Here is a 16765-nt window from a genome sequence, read left to right as displayed (position 1 = left end):
AGCATGTTTCACTATAAGCTTTGTCCTAAAGGCTGCTACACAAGTAGTACGCGGACAGCATTCAGCCACGACATGTTCTCGTGAACGCCTTTTTGCTTGCCATCTATTACTCCTTATGCGAAAACCAACGCCGCTCACGCGCTCAGGTTTTCGATGAGGCACTTGTAGAAAGCAAGGCATTGTATCAAAGGAGCTTACATGCAGGTTTCAAAACGTACATGGTCTCTCCCCCTGGCACTGCTCGCCCTGGTTCTCCTCATCGGGGCGATTGTAGTGGCCCAGGTGGTGGGGAACCATCTCGCGGCCTCGGCGAGTGGCCCCTACCAGGGGCGCCTGGCTGGTCAGCGCTACAAATTGCTGGGGCATATCGCACCAGCCATGAAGAGATATACTCCCATGCACGCCTCCAATGGGCAGCAAGAGATGCGCCTGGCAGTTTCGCTTAATTTGCGCAACCAGGCCCAGTTGGACGCCTTGCTCGCCGCGCAGAACAATCCCCAATCCGCGCTCTATCACCACTACCTGACCCCGCAGGATTTTATGCGTCGCTTCGCGCCAACGCAAGAGGACGTAGAGCGGGTCTCGGCATATTTGCGCAGCAATGGATTGCAAATTGTCGATGTATCAACAAACAGGCAGATCATCAATGTACGCGGATCGATGGACAACGTAGAGAAGGCATTCAGCGTCTCCATCTCGGATTACAATATCGATGGCCGCATCGCCTATGCACCTCTCAATGATCCCTCGGTGCCAGCAGACATGGCGGATATGATCTCCAATGTGGCAGGGCTGGAGAGCGTGGCACGCTATCACCACCATGCCCAGTTACAGCCCAATCCTAAGAAACCGCGCCAGGGTCCCCAGGGCGGCTTTACTCCGACTGACCTGCGCACTGCCTATGATGTGAACCCATTGCTCCAGGCAGGCAACAACGGGACCAATCAAACGGTCGCCCTCTTTGAGCTGGATGGGTACACTCCTACTGACGTTAATACATACCTACAGCAGTATAACCTCGGCGCACCTCGCTACTCCAATGTCCTGGTCGATGGCGCGACCAATACAGCGGGGCAGGGCGCAATCGAGGTTGAACTCGACATGGAGGTGGTCTCGGCCATCGCTCCTGGCGCCAACCAGAAAATCTACATCGGCCCTAATAGTAACGCTGGGGTCATCGATACTTATAATAAGATTGTTACCGATAATACCGCCAAAGTGGTCAGTATCAGTTGGGGCCTCTGTGAGACAAGCTCAGGCAATTCTATGCTTGACAGCTTGAGCAACATCTTTAAGCAGGGTGCGGCCCAGGGGCAGGCCTTTTTCGCGGCCTCGGGTGATTCGGGGGCCTATGATTGCAACGACAATCAACTGGCGGTGGACTCCCCGGCAAGCGATCCTAATGTCGTAGGCGTCGGTGGTACCGCCCTCCAGGTAGACGCGAATGGGGCCTACCAGAGCGAGTCAGTCTGGAGCAATCCCAACGCTCAGGGACGTGGCCCGAAGGGTGTTGGTGGTGGTGGCGGCATCAGCAACCACTTTACTCGTCCCGCCTATCAGAATGGCGTACAGAAGAACGCCAATCGCACAGTTCCAGATGTCTCTGCCGATGCCGATCCCAATACTGGCTACTCCGTGTTTGTCACCGGGCAATGGGGAGTCGTTGGAGGTACCAGCGCGGCAGCTCCGCTCTGGGCTGGCATCGCCACGGACGTCAACCAGTCTCTACAGGGGCAGAATAAACCCACCCTAGGCAGTGCCCACACCGCGCTCTATAGCCTCTTTACGGCGCAGCAGGCCCTGCCTCCCTACCATGACATCACAACTGGCAATAACCTGCATTATCAAGCTACCCAGGGCTATGACCTTGCCAGCGGCATGGGAACACCCGATGCCGGAAATATCGCCCAGGACCTGGCCAATGGCAACACTGGCGGCGGGGGGGTACCGGCGGTGGTGGTGGTACTGGCGGCACCACTACACCACTCCTGAATAACGGTGACTTTGAAAAGGGTCAGACCAGCTGGCAGGAGAGTTCCACGGGGGGCTTTCAGCTCATCGATAGTACACACGTGCATGGTGGAAGTGCCAGTGGCTACCTCTGTGGCTACAACAACTGTACCGACCAGCTTTCCCAGACCATCACGCTTCCAGGCAACGTCAAGAGTATGACGCTGAGCTTCTGGCTTAGTAGCGCCACGCGCGAGAGCGCGGGCTGCAATGATACACTGACCGCCCAGATCAGTGATGCCAGGGGACAGATCATTACCAAAGTCACCACCAGTTGTAGCGCCAACAGCGACTGGCAACAGATCAGCAAGGATGTCAGCAAGGCCCTGCTTCCCTTTAAGGGCCAGCAGGTGCAGGTCGTCTGGAAAAGCCAGGGCAACGCCAGCGCCCCGAGCGCCTTTTTCATCGACGATACGGCCTTCACTGTCTCATCCTAGCATACACCCTTCCACCACTTCCTCCGTGGACTGAATGTGCCTTCCTGTACTACACGGAAGCCTCTTCCCTGATAGGGGAGAGGCTTCTTTTCATAGGCAGGGAATAACCATTAGCAACTTCTCTGTTTGTATTCACGAGTAATTTACTCTAAACAAACCATACAAGCTTGTTTTCTCTACTCGCTTCACATAGATTCGTTGTCAAGGAGTTATTGTATCTATGCATATAGCTGAAGAAGCTACGCTAACGCCTGGTCAAGAGAGCAGCATTCCCCCCTTTTCCATCCCCTTCAGCTTCGTGGCATCACGCTGCGCAACCGTGTCATGGTCGCACCTATGTGCCAATACTCGGCTGAAGATGGCTTCGCCAATGACTGGCACCTCGTCAACCTGGGCAGCTTTGCTGTTGGTGGGGCCGCGCTGGTCATGACGGAGGCGGCCGCGGTCGAGGCGCGGGGACGTATCTCGCCCCAGGATCTGGGTATTTATCGCGACGAGCATATCGCGCCCCTGGCACGCATTACCAGCTTTATCAAAGAGCAGGGAGCCTCTCCAGCGATCCAGTTAGCTCACGCTGGGAGAAAAGCCTCGACGTATAGGCCCTGGAGCGGAAGCGGGGAGCTGGCCTCAGAAGATGGCCGCTGGCAAACCATCGGCCCCAGCGAGGTACGCTTCTCAGAGAACTATCCCCTCCCCCAGGAGCTGACACACGAAGAGATCCAGCAGGTCGTCACCAGCTTTAAGATCGCGGCCGAGCGGGCCTTAAAGGCGGGATTTGAGGTCGTCGAGATCCACGGTGCTCATGGCTATCTTGCCCACGAGTTCCTCTCGCCTCTCTCCAATAAACGCACAGATGAGTATGGTGGCTTGCTAGAGAACCGCATGCGCTTCCTGCTCGAGATTACTGATGCCATACGCCAGGTCTGGCCCGAGCATCTGCCCCTACTCGTGCGCCTCTCCGCCAGCGACTGGACCGAGGGTGGGCTCACCATTGAGGAAACGGTTGAGGTCTCCAGGGCGCTCAAAGCGCATGGTATCGACTTAGTCGACGTCTCCTCTGGCGGCAATGCTCTGGCAAAAATTCCGCTCAAGCCAGGCTACCAGGTCCCCTTCGCCGAGCAGGTACGGCGCGAAGCTGGCGTTCCCACCGCCGCCGTTGGCTTAATTACAGAGCCTACACATGCCAATGAGATTGTAGCCAGCGGAGAGGCGGATGTGATCGCCCTGGCGCGTGAGTTGCTACGCGATCCCCACTGGCCGTTGCGCGCCTCGCATGAACTGGGCCATGATATCGTCTGGCCTCGCCAGTACGAGCGCGCCAAGCTCCCCCTCAAATAGCCTGTGGGTCATAGAAATGGATGATGAAGGCGATTGCAGGCCATGGCCTGCAATCGCCTTCATCATCCATTTCTATGTATAATACCAAGCAGAGAGACACAACAATGCAAAGGATATTTTCTCGTGAGCGAACATACAATGGTTCAAGAAACACCCGAGCCACGCACGCGCCAAAGCCTGGCGCACGATCTGCGCCAGCTAGGTGTACAGCCAGGCATGACGCTTCTGGTCCATTCCTCCCTTAGCTCGCTTGGCTGGGTCTGTGGTGGGGCTGTGGCGGTCGTACAGGCCTTGATGGACGTCCTGACTAGCGAGGGCACACTGGTCATGCCTACCCAGAGTGGAGACCTCTCCGACCCGACCCACTGGCAACGCCCGCCCGTACCTCGCGAATGGTGGCCAATCATTCAGGAGACGATGCCTGCCTATGACCCACATCTTACCCCGACGCGCGGGATGGGCGCGATCGTAGAGGTATTTCGCGCCCATCCTGACACGCTGCGTAGCGCGCACCCCAATGTCTCCTTCGCGGCCTGGGGCAAGCACGCGGAACGTATCATCGCGCATCACAGCCTGAATTACAGCTTGGGCGAAGGCTCTCCGCTGGCTCGCATGTACGAGTTGGATGGCTCCATCCTACTCCTGGGTGTAGGCTATGATAGTTGCACAACGCTACACCTGGCCGAGTATCGCGCCCCCGGAGGGAGTGAGATCGAGCGGGCCGCACCCATTATTGAAAATGGCCAGCGGATCTGGAAAACCTATCGAGATATTGATATCGACTCCGACATCTTTCCCGAGCTGGGAGCGGATTTTGAGCGTTCAAGAGCTGCTATCATCGGTCAGGTTGGCTCGGCCACGTGCCGCCTCCTGCGCCAACGCCCTCTCGTAGATTTCGGCGTCGAATGGCTCACCCACCGACGCCAGGCAAACGTCTCTACCGCCGAATAGCTCTAAAACATATACGGTCACCGATAATTGGACACCCCGGATGTTGTAGGGTTCATGTTGGCATGGACTCAATGACTGCGGGAGAAGAAGCCCATGCCAGCATGGACCCTACAAATTAAGGATGGTATTATATGACAGCGTATCCCCCGATTGTTAGCCGCTTTGGCTTTAGTCAAGCCTCATTGGAGAAGTTGCGCGCTGCGGCGCAGACCGATATTCACGTCATAGAGGATAGAGAAGAGTTTAACCGTAGTGTTAAAGAGGCAGAAATTATCTGCGGCTTCCTGCCAAAAAACTGGCGCGAGTTGGCGCCAAAGCTTCGCTGGCTCCAGTCGCCTGCCGCGGGCATCGATAGCCTGCGCGAGAACAGCATTCTCGCCCCTGATAGTGGCATTATCGTCACCACTGGCTCGGGTATTCATGTCACGAATATCAGCGAGTATGTCTTTGGCAGCATGATCATGTTCAATCGAGCCTGGCCTCAACTGGTCGATATGCAGAGGCGGCATGCCTGGCCGCGCAATATAGAGCAGTATTTCCCTGAAACCTACCAGGTGCCCTTCCGTGAGCGTGAACTCCATGGACAGACGCTCGCCATCATCGGCATGGGCAATATTGGGCGTCGCATCGCCCAGGTGGCGCGCGCCTTTGGCATGCGTGTACTGGCAACCCGCCACTCGGCTAAAGATGGAGAGCAAGACCCCGATGTCGATCAGCTCTTCCCCCAGAGCCGCATGCTTGAGGTATTGCAGCAGAGTGACTATATCGTCATCGCCGTTCCCCTTACTCGGGACACAGAGAAACTGATCGGCGAGCGCGAGCTACGCGCCATGCAGGCTCATGCTTACCTGGTCAACATCGCCCGTGGCAAAGTCATTGATGAGGAGGTCTTGCTGCGCGCGCTCCAGGAGGGCTGGATCGCTGGCGCGGGCCTGGATGTCACCGCCACGGAACCCCTGCCCGCCGAAAGCCTACTCTACGATCTCCCCAACGTGATTCTGACCCCGCATATCTCTGGCGCCACCGAGCATTATGAGGCACGCCTGGCCGATCTCTTCGCCGATAATCTGCGTCGTTACCGCGCTGGTCAGCCACTGCGCAACGTCTACGAGCATCAGCGAGGCTATTAGCGGCATAATGGGTCCTGGCAGCCAGTGGCTGCCAGGACCCATTATGCTACCTGTCCGGTAGGCTTATTTCTTAGGTGACGTCGTTGATGTTGGGGTTAATACTGGCGTTGGGCTGGAAGTCGGAGTCGAGGCTGGCCCGCTCTGCCCCAGGTTAATGCTAGTATCGTCAAAGGTCTTGAAGTTTACTACCTGGTTATCTGTCTTCTCAAAAGTTCCAGTGACCGTGTCACCAGGCTGGACCAGCGGTAGCTTTGGCGAAAGCGAGAGGTTAGCGGTAAAGATATACGGCTGCCCCTCAAGCTGGATATAGTACACGGTATTACTTCCCTGCTGCACCGCTGAGGCGCGCAAGATCTTGCCCGTGACCGTCTGTGTTTGCCCTGTGGCAGGTACATTGCCTCCACCGCCAGACTGTGTCAGCCACTGCTGATAGTCCTGCAAAGCCTGCGAGAGCGAGGTATCAAACTGAACATTGCTCCCGTTCAGGTTCCTGGCATCGACGATACCTACTGCCTGAAAGATCGCGCCCGTGGTCTGTGATCCCACACTGCTATTACCACTATTCGAGGTATCACTGATGGAAGGGCCAGTATCCTGTACATAGATCGCGACCCAGGTGGGCCTGTCATAGATCTGGTATAACTGCACGCTTGCCACGCTATAGTTGCGAATGTTGGAGCGCGTCGACTGGAAGGTCTTAATGACGTTATCACCGATGCCAACGCCCTGTAAGGGATAGAAGGTCGCCTGATTCTTATGCGTGTCAAAGAGGAAGACGCCCGTGCTCGAATTATCGCTGCTCGAAGACGAGGTCATTGGCACAAGCCAGACGGGACTATCCACTCTATTGTAGAGTAACTCAGGATCGCCCGCGGTCACCTGCTGACCGGCGCCCGATGGGTTAAACCAGGGCGCGGCATGATAGCGTCCCCACCAGGAGAGATACTGTTGTACGGTATCGGAGGGCATGACCCGGTCCACCCAGGCTGGAACCTTGTTGGGGGCATACTTCGTAATCACCCCGGTATGCGCATCCACCAGGAGCACCTCGGAGAGGACATCACCCGCATAGCCACGAATAGGCTGCATCAACGAGACCGTCCAGTACGGGTGATAGTTATCGTCCAGCTCCAACGTCGGATCGACCAGCTTGCCATAAGTATAGCCATTCAAGTAAACATGGCGCAGGAGATCCTGGTTCAGCAACGCGCCAGGCAGGTAGGCCAGCGAGGTACCAGACTGGACCTGCTCGGTGTACAGCTTAGGTACGGCCTGGGGGTTCTCGGCATCCACGACGACAAAGCCGGGCGTCCGCGGATTCGAGAGATTTACAAAGATGTTATTGTAGCTCAACGGAGCCACGTAGTAGAGGTGGCCCTTGATGGACTGAAGCGTATAGCTATCTGCATCAATGCCGTAAGCGGACCCCAGGTTCTGCCCATTCGAGCCCAGCACCTGCTGCCCTTTATAGGCCGCGACACTCTTGCTCGCCAGCACGATATGATTCTGATCGGTTGGCGGCAACTTATCGCTGGCCTGCATCGTGACCTGGGGAATTGCCGCCAGGGCCTTCGTATTGACATCAAACCAGGTTGTAAAAATGGTGATGAGCGCGGGTGCGGCGATACCAATAACGCCAACCACCACCAGGCCTAGGATACCCGCCGCGATGGTGCCACGTGAGACACCACGAGTCGCGGCCCGCCCAATAGAGGACTGCTGAAAATTGATGCGCACACCACCCGCAGCACTCGACGCGGCCTCCATCACCGGGGCAGCAAAAGTAAAGAGGTTACCCAGGCTACTCAAAAACAGGGGCCAGAGCACCCATTGCCAGCCCCAGAAGGGACCCGTCAAGGCCGGAAGCGAGAAGTACAGGATCAAGAGGCTCAATAAGAAATTAAAGATAGTATACCCAAGGAACCAGCGCGTAAACTTGCCGCGCTCGAACCGCTCGCGCCGGCCAAACACCAGGCGCCCAAGCGTTAAAATCACCATCACGATGACCGTACCAATGAGCGCCAGCAGGAAGATGACCATAATTAGTTCTCCTAATAAAGACGATATCTGCTAACGTAGCAAAAATCTCTCTCAAATCTCTCTCTATATACGTGCTATGCTATGTGTAAGGTGCAAATAGCTTCCACTATTTCAAACGAATAATCAAGCCTTTGCCCCAACAGTTTTGCGGTTGCTCAATAAATCTTGATACAAGCCTCTCTTTATAAGGTACTCTCAACGTCTGCGATGCCTTTTAAGGGTAAGGTGATGTTGGTGGCCAGATCTAGAGGAAATAATTGCTGTTATAAAAACGTTAAAAAAGGTGACCTGAATTGACAATCTGAGTTCGTCATTCTTAGACGACATAGAGAGAAGGAAACTCCGCAGATATTTTGTCTACATAGATTGTACAAGCCAGTCATCTTTCACGATGAAAGAAGCACAGCACAGCAAGGAGTCGTTATCAATGAATCTCTTCGGTCGCAAAACAGTCACAGAGAAGCTCCCAGATGGCAAGGATCGCTTACCATCTGGTCAATATCTCACCAAAAAATGGCCCGTACTCAGCTACGAGCGTACGCCAGCGGGCTTGCCCCCGGACTGGCGCTTTAAGGTCACAGGCCTGGTCGAAGAGCCATTTGAGCTGATATGGGAGGAGTTTCTCCAGTTGCCGCGCACGACGCTGACCGCTGATTTTCACTGCGTGACCACCTGGAGTCGCTATGACAATACCTGGGAGGGCGTACATATCCGCGATATTCTGCAACGCGCGCGCCCACTCGCCAACGCGCACTATGTAATGGCCCACTCCTGGACTGGCTATACCACCAATATGCCGCTTGAAGCGCTCGATGATGACGATGTTCTTATCGCGCTCAAACATGATGGGAAAGATCTGGCTGGCGATCATGGTGGCCCTGTACGCCTGATTGTTCCCAAACTCTATGCCTACAAGAGCGCCAAGTGGCTGGATGGACTGGAGTTTATGGAGCAGGACCGCCCTGGCTTCTGGGAGGTTCGTGGCTATCACAATCACGCCGATCCCTGGAAAGAGGAGCGCTACTGGTAACCATTAGCAGATAAGAGAGAGCGCGGGAGGCGGCAAAATTATCCTCTCCAACCTCCACTTTCTCTCAAAAAGGGTCCCCTCCACGGCTGTTTTTGTGGAGGGGACCCTTTCATGCACTGCTAGAGAACGAGCTCTACTTCTCTAACGTACTCTTACTGCTGCGCTCACCATCGTAAGAGAGCAGGATACGCTTGCCATCAAAGATGGTCTCAAGATGGACCGGGCGTCCCCACAGGACATACACATGCTGCAGGGTCTTCTCCGCGTAGTTGAGGTCGAGATCCTGGCCCTCATGCATATGTTTGATGTAGAGTTCGCGATTACCGCGATAATCGCCGTTATCCACCACCAGGTAGGGATAGCCAAAGTTGGTCAGGCTGCCAACAATCGAGTCGCGCACCTTCTGCCAGTTTTTCTCGACAACGACCCACTCATCGCCCTCTTTCTTGTAGAGATAGAGGTCCAGATCCTTGATGAGATCCTCGGTCAGGTAGTTGCGCAAGAATGAGACATCGTTATCCAGCTCACGCACCTCGAAGATTTTCTCGCGGCCCGCCCCTGGCTTGCGCCCAAACTTGTCCTGCTCCTCCTTGTTAGGAGTGTTCCAGCGCTGCTCGATATCCTCAAAGACCTTGAATCCGATATAGTAGGGGTTGAGCGAGGTCTTCGAGGGCGAGAGCACGCCTGAGTGCAGCTGCGCGAACTCAATCGTCTCCGAATCGGTAATCACGCTTCTATCGCCCAGTTCGCGCATGATACGTGAGTGCCAGATGCTGTTGTGGTGCAGCATACCGTTAGCGATATAGCGATGCGTCTCCTCCACAGTGATATCGTAAACATCAGCAACCCCAGGCTCAATGCTGACGACTTCATCAGTTGGATCTTCGGTTAAGAACCAGCGATGGCACTCCAGGTACTGGCTCAATTTCTGCTGCTTACGCGGCAGGCTAAAGCCAATCTCCTGCGCGAAGAGACGGGCCGATTGGCCTTTAATCCGAATGTTGACATCATAACGTCGTGAGAGAATGCCATAGTTGAGCAAGACCACCTGGAGCGCCTGCGCGATCTCGTCACTGAAGGTGGAGAGAATCACACCATCGCTGCGCGAGGCACAACCATCGCAATCAAAGTAGGCCCGCAAAAAGGCACTGACCACGGATTTGGGTGAACGTAAGATGACGTCAGGAATGGTTTTTGTACGCGCCTTAGCCTGCAAATCGATCCCCAGCGTTTGCAGCAGATCCAGCACATTCGCTGAGTAGAAGACGACGCGCCAGCGCCCACCCTTGCCATTGACAGTGTTATCATCCCATACAGGACGTGCCTCAATGGCAAAGAGACGTGTCACTAGCTTCGCATAGCGCTCGGCCAGTTCGAGGTCGCCACTGGTATAGCCAATGGCCTGTTTCTGACTATGAATGTTGCCATCACCGACCAGGTAGCCCAGGAACTCGGCGAACTCCTCAGTGACATGTGTGGGAGACTGCAAGGGGAAGCGGCTGGCATAGAGCGCCTTACCAGCAGTTCCCGCTGTATAGCCAGTACGCATCACGGCCTCAGTAATACGCTCCTGGGCATATGTCGTCTGCCCACGTAGCGAGCGATAAATGGTATGCACGCCTACACCTGCTGTCTGCGCGACGTCTTCTACCGTGGCCCAGGTTTTCGGCGTAGGGTGAGTAATGGCGACGTACTCAGTAGGCCAGACATTGCTGCCTGCGCTGAGTGGGATGCGCTGCCCCACGCGTACATCCTTCAGCTCCATCCACTGCCCTGGTCCTACACTGAGCTTATGGCCCTCGGCCCCCTCCAGAATCAGCCCTCGACGGGTACGCAAGCGCACAGTTCTGGCGTTGCGCCGGATATGCCGATCACTGACAACATCGCACTGGTGTTCACCGCTGGCAACCTGGATGGTCTGCCCCTCGGCGAGTCGTTTGTGCAACTCATCATAGCGCAGCAGGCCATGTTCAGTCAGCACCAGGCTCTCGGCAACCAGGCAGGCCCAGCCTTCATTCATGACCTTGGTCTGCATCTGGGGGAAAAAGTAGAGCATCTCACTGCGCACGATTTCGATAATGTCGCGCTGCCAGGTCTCCAGGTGGGGCGAGTGCTGCATGAGGAAGAGGAGGATGTCCTTCTCCGGCTTCTCGGGAAACTTGACAGGCTTATTCGCACGCTCTTCATGTTCCTCCGTCGCCTGCTTCAGACGCGTGTCCAGTTCCCAGAGATCGTCGTAATCGGTCGACTGCTTGACAAACTTGCTTTCCTTGGACTCCTGATCGTGATGCAGCAGCAAATTGTAGTCGATATGTTCCTGAATGGAGAGGGCCGCATCCAGGAAACGCTCCACCTCTTGCTTACCATGATCGAATTCGTACTTGGCGATCCGCTCGGCATGAATACTGACCTTGTCGATCATGCGCCTGGACGTATGCTGAAAGTAGGCGTTATTTTTGAAAAAGTCTGTATGGCCAAAGACATGAGCTGCTACAAAGGTATTTTGCAGCATGTCATTCATCTCCATGAGAAAGGCATAGCTAGGATTGGTGTTGACCACCATCTCATAGATTTTGCTTAAGCCCAGGTCATACTGCATCTTCTGGCGATAATACGCCTTACCATGCGTCCAATGGCTAAAACGGCCCGGCAGGCCATAGGAGGCAAACTCGTACATAATGGCAGCTGGAACAAGTTCAAAGTGTGTCGGGAAGGGGTCCAGGCCAAACTCGTGGGCGATCTCCCAGGCCCCTTCAATAGAATCACGCAAGCGCTCAAGGTCGCGATTGGATTCGATACCTGTCATACGAGTCCTCCTAACTACCTGGATGGCACCGGCTCTCGTTGGGCGAAGAATTTGCGCAACGCGGGATAGACCTCTTTCTTATCTGAGATGGTCACGGCGGTAAACTTCTTGTCGTTGATCTTGCCATAGGCCGACATCAAGGTACTGGGCGAGCGATAGTGGCCCTCGCGTATCTCGCCATAGCCAAAGATGTTGCACTGCTCCATCAGCTTATTTACCAGTTGGACACAACGGTCGTTATCCCACGGCAGGTTATCGCCATCGGAGAAATGGAAGGGGTAGATGTTCCAGTCATTCGGGTTATAGCGCTCCTGGATGATCTGGAGGGCCAGTTCATACGCCGAGGATACCTGCGTGCCACCACTCTCGCCCTTGTGGAAGAACTCCTCCTCCGTCACCTCCTTGGCCTCTGTATGGTGGCTGATAAAGACAATGTGCACATTGTTGTACCTTGTCCGCAGGAAGCGCACCATCCAGAAGTAGAAGCTACGCGCGATATACTTCTCGAATTCACCCATGCTGCCCGAAACATCCATCATTGCCAGTACTACCGCGTTGGACTGGTATTTGATGGTCGGATCCCAGACTTTGAAGCGGAGGTCCTCGGATTTGATATCTTTGAAGCGAGCCTCGCCCTTGGAGGCGTTGCGCTTGATATTCTCCATGATCGTACGCTTCTTATCCAGGTTGGGCATGGGACCCTTCTTGCGCACATCGGTGAAGCGAACCGCCTCGGTCTCCATCTCCTGCTGGCGCTTCTCTTCCAGGTTGGGTAGGCTCAGGTCCTCGAAGATGAGCGCGGCCAGTTCCTCCATCGAGACTTCGGCCTCATAGTAGTCATAGCCCGCGTCCTTGCCGGCATCCCCCTTCTTCCCCTTGCCAGGGCGCGGCTCCTGGGCGACGACATCGCCAACCTTGCTCTTTCCATTGCCCTGGCCGGAGTGCGTCTGGCGGCCAGGATCAAAGCGGAAGCGATATTCATCCAGGGAGCGCACGGGCACGCGTACAACTTTTTTGCCATCCGAAAGAATAATATTCTCTTCTGAGACAATCTCACCAAGGTTTTTTTTAATGGCGTCGCGTATCTTCTCCTTGTGGCGCTCCTGGTCTATTTGTCCTTTCCGGTGCAACGACCAATCGTGCTGTGAGACAGACATGGTACGTTCTCCTTACTATCGAGCAACCAGGGGAACACACTGTAGGTGATGGGAAAGGCGGGGGTGACCCGGCCTCAGCAAGAAGAGGCGCGTGAAGGCATCTCTGCCCGGGTATGCCACTAGCTTGCGGCGCACGGCGCGAGCACAAGGCTCGCGCGTGCATCCATATTCCCTACTGCATCAGCCCGGTTCGTTACTATCGGTTCAAGAGACTGCCCGTATACCGGAGAATTTCGTTAGCGCAGACATGACAGTAGCCGTGCTCCGCCATCAAGCGGTTGACGACCTCGTTGATCTTGCGTAACTGTTCTTTATCGGGGGTACGAGTGGATGTGGTAATTTTGACGACGTCGCGCAGGTCCGCAAAAAGCTTTTTCTCAATCGCTTCTTTGAGGCGCTCATGACTGGTATAGTCAAAGGTCTGCCCCTTGCGTGCCAGTGACGAGATGCGAATGAGAATTTCTTCGCGGAAGGAGCGCTTCGCGTTCTCCGAGACGCCGATCTGTTCCTCGATAGAGCGCATCAGGTGCTCATCGGGCTCCATCTCCTCGTCGGTGATTGGATCGCGCAGGCGCGTCTTGTTGCAGTAGGCCTCGACGTTATCCAGGTAGTTGTTCAGCAGGGTGCGCGCCGACTCCTCATAGGAGTAGACGAAAGCCCGCTGGACCTCTTTCTTGGCCAGTTCATCGTACTCTTTGCGCGCCTCGCTGACGAAATTGAGGTAGCGCTCGCGCTCTTCACGCGTAATGCTGGTATGCTGATCCAGGCCATCACGGAGTGCGCGCAGAGCATCGATGGGATTAATACAGGTCACATTGTGCTTGACCAGCGCATTTGACAGGCGGTTAATAACATAGCGCGGCGAGATACCGTCCATGCCTTCGCGCACCGCCTCCTCCTGCAGTTCGCGCACATCCTTCTGCTTGAAGTCCTCCATATCCTCGCCATCATAGAGCTTCAGCTTCTTCATCAGGCTCATGCCAGCTTTCTTCGAAGGCTCCAGGCGGGTGAGTAGCGCGAAGACGCTTGCAATACGCAGCGTATAGGGAGCGATATGGACGTCTTTGAGGGCACTCTGTTTTAGCAGCTTCTCGTAGATCTTGACCTCGTCAGAGACACGCAGATTATAGGGGACCTTGACCAGGATAATGCGGTCCTGAAGCGCCTCCGACTTCTTATTGCCCACAAACGACTGATACTCATGCTCATTAGTATGACTGATTACAACTTCGTCGGCATAGATCATGCTGAAGCGCCCGGTCTTGATATTCTGCTCCTGACTCAGCGTCAACAGAACATAGAGAAATTTCTCATCCGTCTTCAACATTTCTACGAATTCCATTATTCCTCGATTTGAGATGTTTAACTCGCCATCGAAGCGGTAGGCGCGTGGATCGCTTTCGACGCCAACCTCGCCAATCGTTGACAGGTCGATACCACCAACCAACTCGCTGATATCCTGGCTTTTAGGATCTGATGGGGTGAAGGTACCCACGCCCATGCGATACTTCTCGCTAAAGGCCACACGTTTGACGGGTACTTCCTCGATACGTCCTTTAAATTGCGTATCGACCATGTAGCGGCAGTGGGGGCAGAGGTCGCCCTCGATGTAGATGCCAAACTCACGCTCCACATCTGAGCGTAGTTCGTGGGGGATCAGATGCAGGGGCTCCTCGTGCATGGGGCAGCCCTTAATTTCGTACAACGCGCCCACCGTGCTTTTGCTGTATTCTTCCAGGCCACGCTTAAGCAGGGTGACAATGGTGGACTTACCGCCACCTACAGGGCCCATCAGAAGCAGAATACGCTTACGCACTTCCAGGCGTTGAGCAGCCGAGTGGAAGTAGTCAACGATCTGCTGAAGAGGCTTTTCAATACCAAAGATTTCCTGACTGAAGAAATTGTAGTGCTGCTCATTGTTGCGGGTCGTCTCGACACCCGCGTCCATGATCATATGGTAAACGCGCTCATGCGATAGGCGGGCAACTTCAGGCTTCTTAGTCGCAATCTCAAAGTATTGCGCGAAGGTTCCCTCCCACATGAGCTCTCGCTCACGATCTCGATATTCTTCCAACCGCTTCACCAGATCCATGGCTTACCCTCTCTTTGCTGTACGACTGAATAGCGCTCGCGAGGATGAAACGTCTATTCCTCCTTGTAGGATTCGTTTCACCCCATGGTTGCTACTCTAGGAACTGATACTACGAATAAGACAGCCAGGGAAAGACTCCTTTTGGTTGGGCACAGACACTATACGAGGATGGCGCAGGAACTGTCATTGCAACCGGAACCACCTCGACCTCCCCTCTCCCCGCTTGACAGTGACCAGGAAACTGAAAGGGCCAGTTTCTTTCTCGACACACGTCGCAAGAGAACCAGCCCTTTCCAACTTTTTGGCGGATATTGTGGTTGGAGTCTACTATAATTTTAGTCCAACCCTTATACTGAATAGAACCAGGTAGCGTTGTCACACGCATCTACAGATGCTCCTGCAATGTTACACATTGTCCTTTCCTGCTCCAACACATTTCAAAGGCATGTACTCAGTTTGCAGTTATTGACCACCACCCTCATTATTTTTGAACCTTGTCTAGAACCAAAACCCTCCTCAGGGTTATAGGCAAATTATACCATATTTTTCTGTCTCATACAATTCTACGGAGAAGATAAAATCGTTAGTATAGCAGTTTTTAACACTTTGCTCCCGCGCGCATCAGAGACGCAGGCGCAATTGAATGCGTGCTCCACGCTTGACGCCAAGGGTCTGGGCTGCGTTCCCATTCTGGATGGCGACCAGGAGATAGCCGGAGCTGTCGGCCAGCATGAATGCGCCTTGCTGCACCTGGCTCTCGGCGCTCAGGGCAAAGGTGGTGCGTCGCTCACTTACACGAACACCCAGCTCAGGAAATTCTAAGACGGCCTCGGGAGCACTAAAGAACTCTGGAATTAGTTGCATCGGTAGCGAGGTAATCAGGTTGCCGAAATGGTCTACATGCACTACGCTGGCCTGCACCTCGTTCCCCTGGCGGGTAGCAAGCAGGCCGTCCAGGCGGCGTAAGCTTGAAGCCTCCAGGCGGGGCCCTAGCAGGTCCAGAGCCACTCCGCGCGCGAGGTGCGCGGCGGTCGGGGCAAAGATATCCCGACCGTGAAAAGTGCTACTCACGGTCGGGAGGCGATATGCAGGGGCTGTCAGGGCCACAGCCTGGTGCAATATCTGCTCGGCTAAAATAAAGGTAAACAGGCCGTTATCGGGTCCCACAAATAGCCATTCACCTGCATGTAGCGCGACCGCTCGCCGCTCGCTACCGACACCAGGATCGACAACACAGAGAAAAATCGTGCCTTTTGGGAAATAGCGATAGTGGGTCGAGAGCAGCCATGCGCCCTGAGCGACCTGCTGAGGTGCAATATGGTGCGTGAGATCCAGGAATTGTGCGCCATGGGCAATCCCCGACATCACCCCTTTCATGACACCCACATAACCATCCTCCACGCCAAAATCGGTCAATAGAGCAATTACGGGAGCTGCGTCGTTCGCTCGTGAAATATCCATAGATTGAAAACCTCCAAATGGTACTAGGACATATCCAGAAACAGTCTCTCCACCTGGGCACAAGGTATGATACAACCAGGGCATACACCTGTGTAAACAAAAAAGTTGGCCTTCCAATACACAGCAGCCGATAGAGAGGAAGAGGGCTCAATGCCCTGGTACTCAGGGTATGCAAAAAGCGCAACGTATGTGTATGTGATGCGTCATTAGTCACATTTGCTATACCACACTCGCAGCAATATGCTATACTAAGCGCCAATAATGGCTATATTTACTTTCTCTGCGCACCCGATGCCGTTGAGTTATGTAGCAC

11 protein-coding genes are annotated in these 16765 nt (G+C 54.7%); 6 read left to right on the top strand and 5 right to left on the bottom strand.

Going from position 1 to position 16765, the window contains the following annotated elements:
- Positions 1-198 precede the first annotated feature (198 nt).
- The 5 genes from KTE_RS17740 (at position 199) to KTE_RS17725 (ending at position 5866) form a co-directional block, all read left to right on the top strand.
- The gene (locus KTE_RS17740) at positions 199-1992 is read left to right on the top strand and encodes a protease pro-enzyme activation domain-containing protein (RefSeq protein WP_236600475.1); all 1794 of its coding nucleotides are present in this window, start codon (positions 199-201) and stop codon (positions 1990-1992) included.
- A gap of 80 nt (positions 1993-2072) precedes the next feature.
- Entirely contained in the window at positions 2073-2447 is a 375-nt protein-coding gene (locus tag KTE_RS47550) for a hypothetical protein (RefSeq protein ID WP_236600474.1), read from the top strand.
- Between the two features lie 324 nt (positions 2448-2771).
- Positions 2772-3785: an NADH:flavin oxidoreductase/NADH oxidase gene (locus tag KTE_RS17735; protein ID WP_236600473.1), complete on the top strand. Its 1014-nt coding sequence runs from the start codon at positions 2772-2774 to the stop codon at positions 3783-3785.
- 123 nt (positions 3786-3908) lie between these two features.
- Positions 3909-4736 carry an aminoglycoside N(3)-acetyltransferase gene (locus KTE_RS17730; RefSeq protein ID WP_305068546.1) on the top strand — a complete coding sequence of 276 codons (828 nt, stop codon included), beginning with the start codon at positions 3909-3911 and terminating at the stop codon, positions 4734-4736.
- 131 nt (positions 4737-4867) lie between these two features.
- A complete protein-coding gene (locus KTE_RS17725) occupies positions 4868-5866 on the top strand; it encodes a D-2-hydroxyacid dehydrogenase (RefSeq protein WP_201383110.1) in 999 nt (332 codons plus the stop codon).
- Between the two features lie 63 nt (positions 5867-5929).
- Here KTE_RS17725 and KTE_RS17720 read toward each other — a convergent pair whose 3' ends face one another.
- Complete coding sequence (locus tag KTE_RS17720) at positions 5930-7906, bottom strand: hypothetical protein (protein ID WP_201383108.1); 1977 nt, start codon at positions 7904-7906, stop codon at positions 5930-5932.
- 427 nt (positions 7907-8333) lie between these two features.
- Between KTE_RS17720 and KTE_RS17715 the strand changes: the two genes are divergently transcribed.
- A complete protein-coding gene (locus KTE_RS17715) occupies positions 8334-8936 on the top strand; it encodes a sulfite oxidase-like oxidoreductase (RefSeq protein WP_201383106.1) in 603 nt (200 codons plus the stop codon).
- Between the two features lie 133 nt (positions 8937-9069).
- Here KTE_RS17715 and KTE_RS17710 read toward each other — a convergent pair whose 3' ends face one another.
- From KTE_RS17710 to KTE_RS17695, 4 genes are all read right to left on the bottom strand, one after another.
- The gene (locus tag KTE_RS17710) at positions 9070-11742 is read right to left on the bottom strand and encodes a SpoVR family protein (protein ID WP_201383104.1); all 2673 of its coding nucleotides are present in this window, start codon (positions 11740-11742) and stop codon (positions 9070-9072) included.
- A gap of 14 nt (positions 11743-11756) precedes the next feature.
- Positions 11757-12899: a sporulation protein YhbH gene (gene yhbH / locus KTE_RS17705; RefSeq protein WP_201383102.1), complete on the bottom strand. Its 1143-nt coding sequence runs from the start codon at positions 12897-12899 to the stop codon at positions 11757-11759.
- 196 nt (positions 12900-13095) lie between these two features.
- Complete coding sequence (locus tag KTE_RS17700; RefSeq protein ID WP_201369445.1) at positions 13096-14991, bottom strand: PrkA family serine protein kinase; 1896 nt, start codon at positions 14989-14991, stop codon at positions 13096-13098.
- A gap of 621 nt (positions 14992-15612) precedes the next feature.
- On the bottom strand, positions 15613-16452 hold the full coding sequence (locus KTE_RS17695) for an S-adenosyl-l-methionine hydroxide adenosyltransferase family protein (RefSeq protein WP_201383100.1): 840 nt from the start codon (positions 16450-16452) through the stop codon (positions 15613-15615).
- Positions 16453-16765: the final 313 nt, after the last annotated feature.

Origin of the sequence: Ktedonobacter sp. SOSP1-85, assembly GCF_016587415.1 — a bacterium.
Classification (GTDB): Bacteria; Chloroflexota; Ktedonobacteria; order Ktedonobacterales; family Ktedonobacteraceae; genus Ktedonobacter.
The sequence above is the reverse complement of the archived record's forward strand: the minus strand, read 5'-3'. Positions and strand labels throughout refer to the sequence as shown.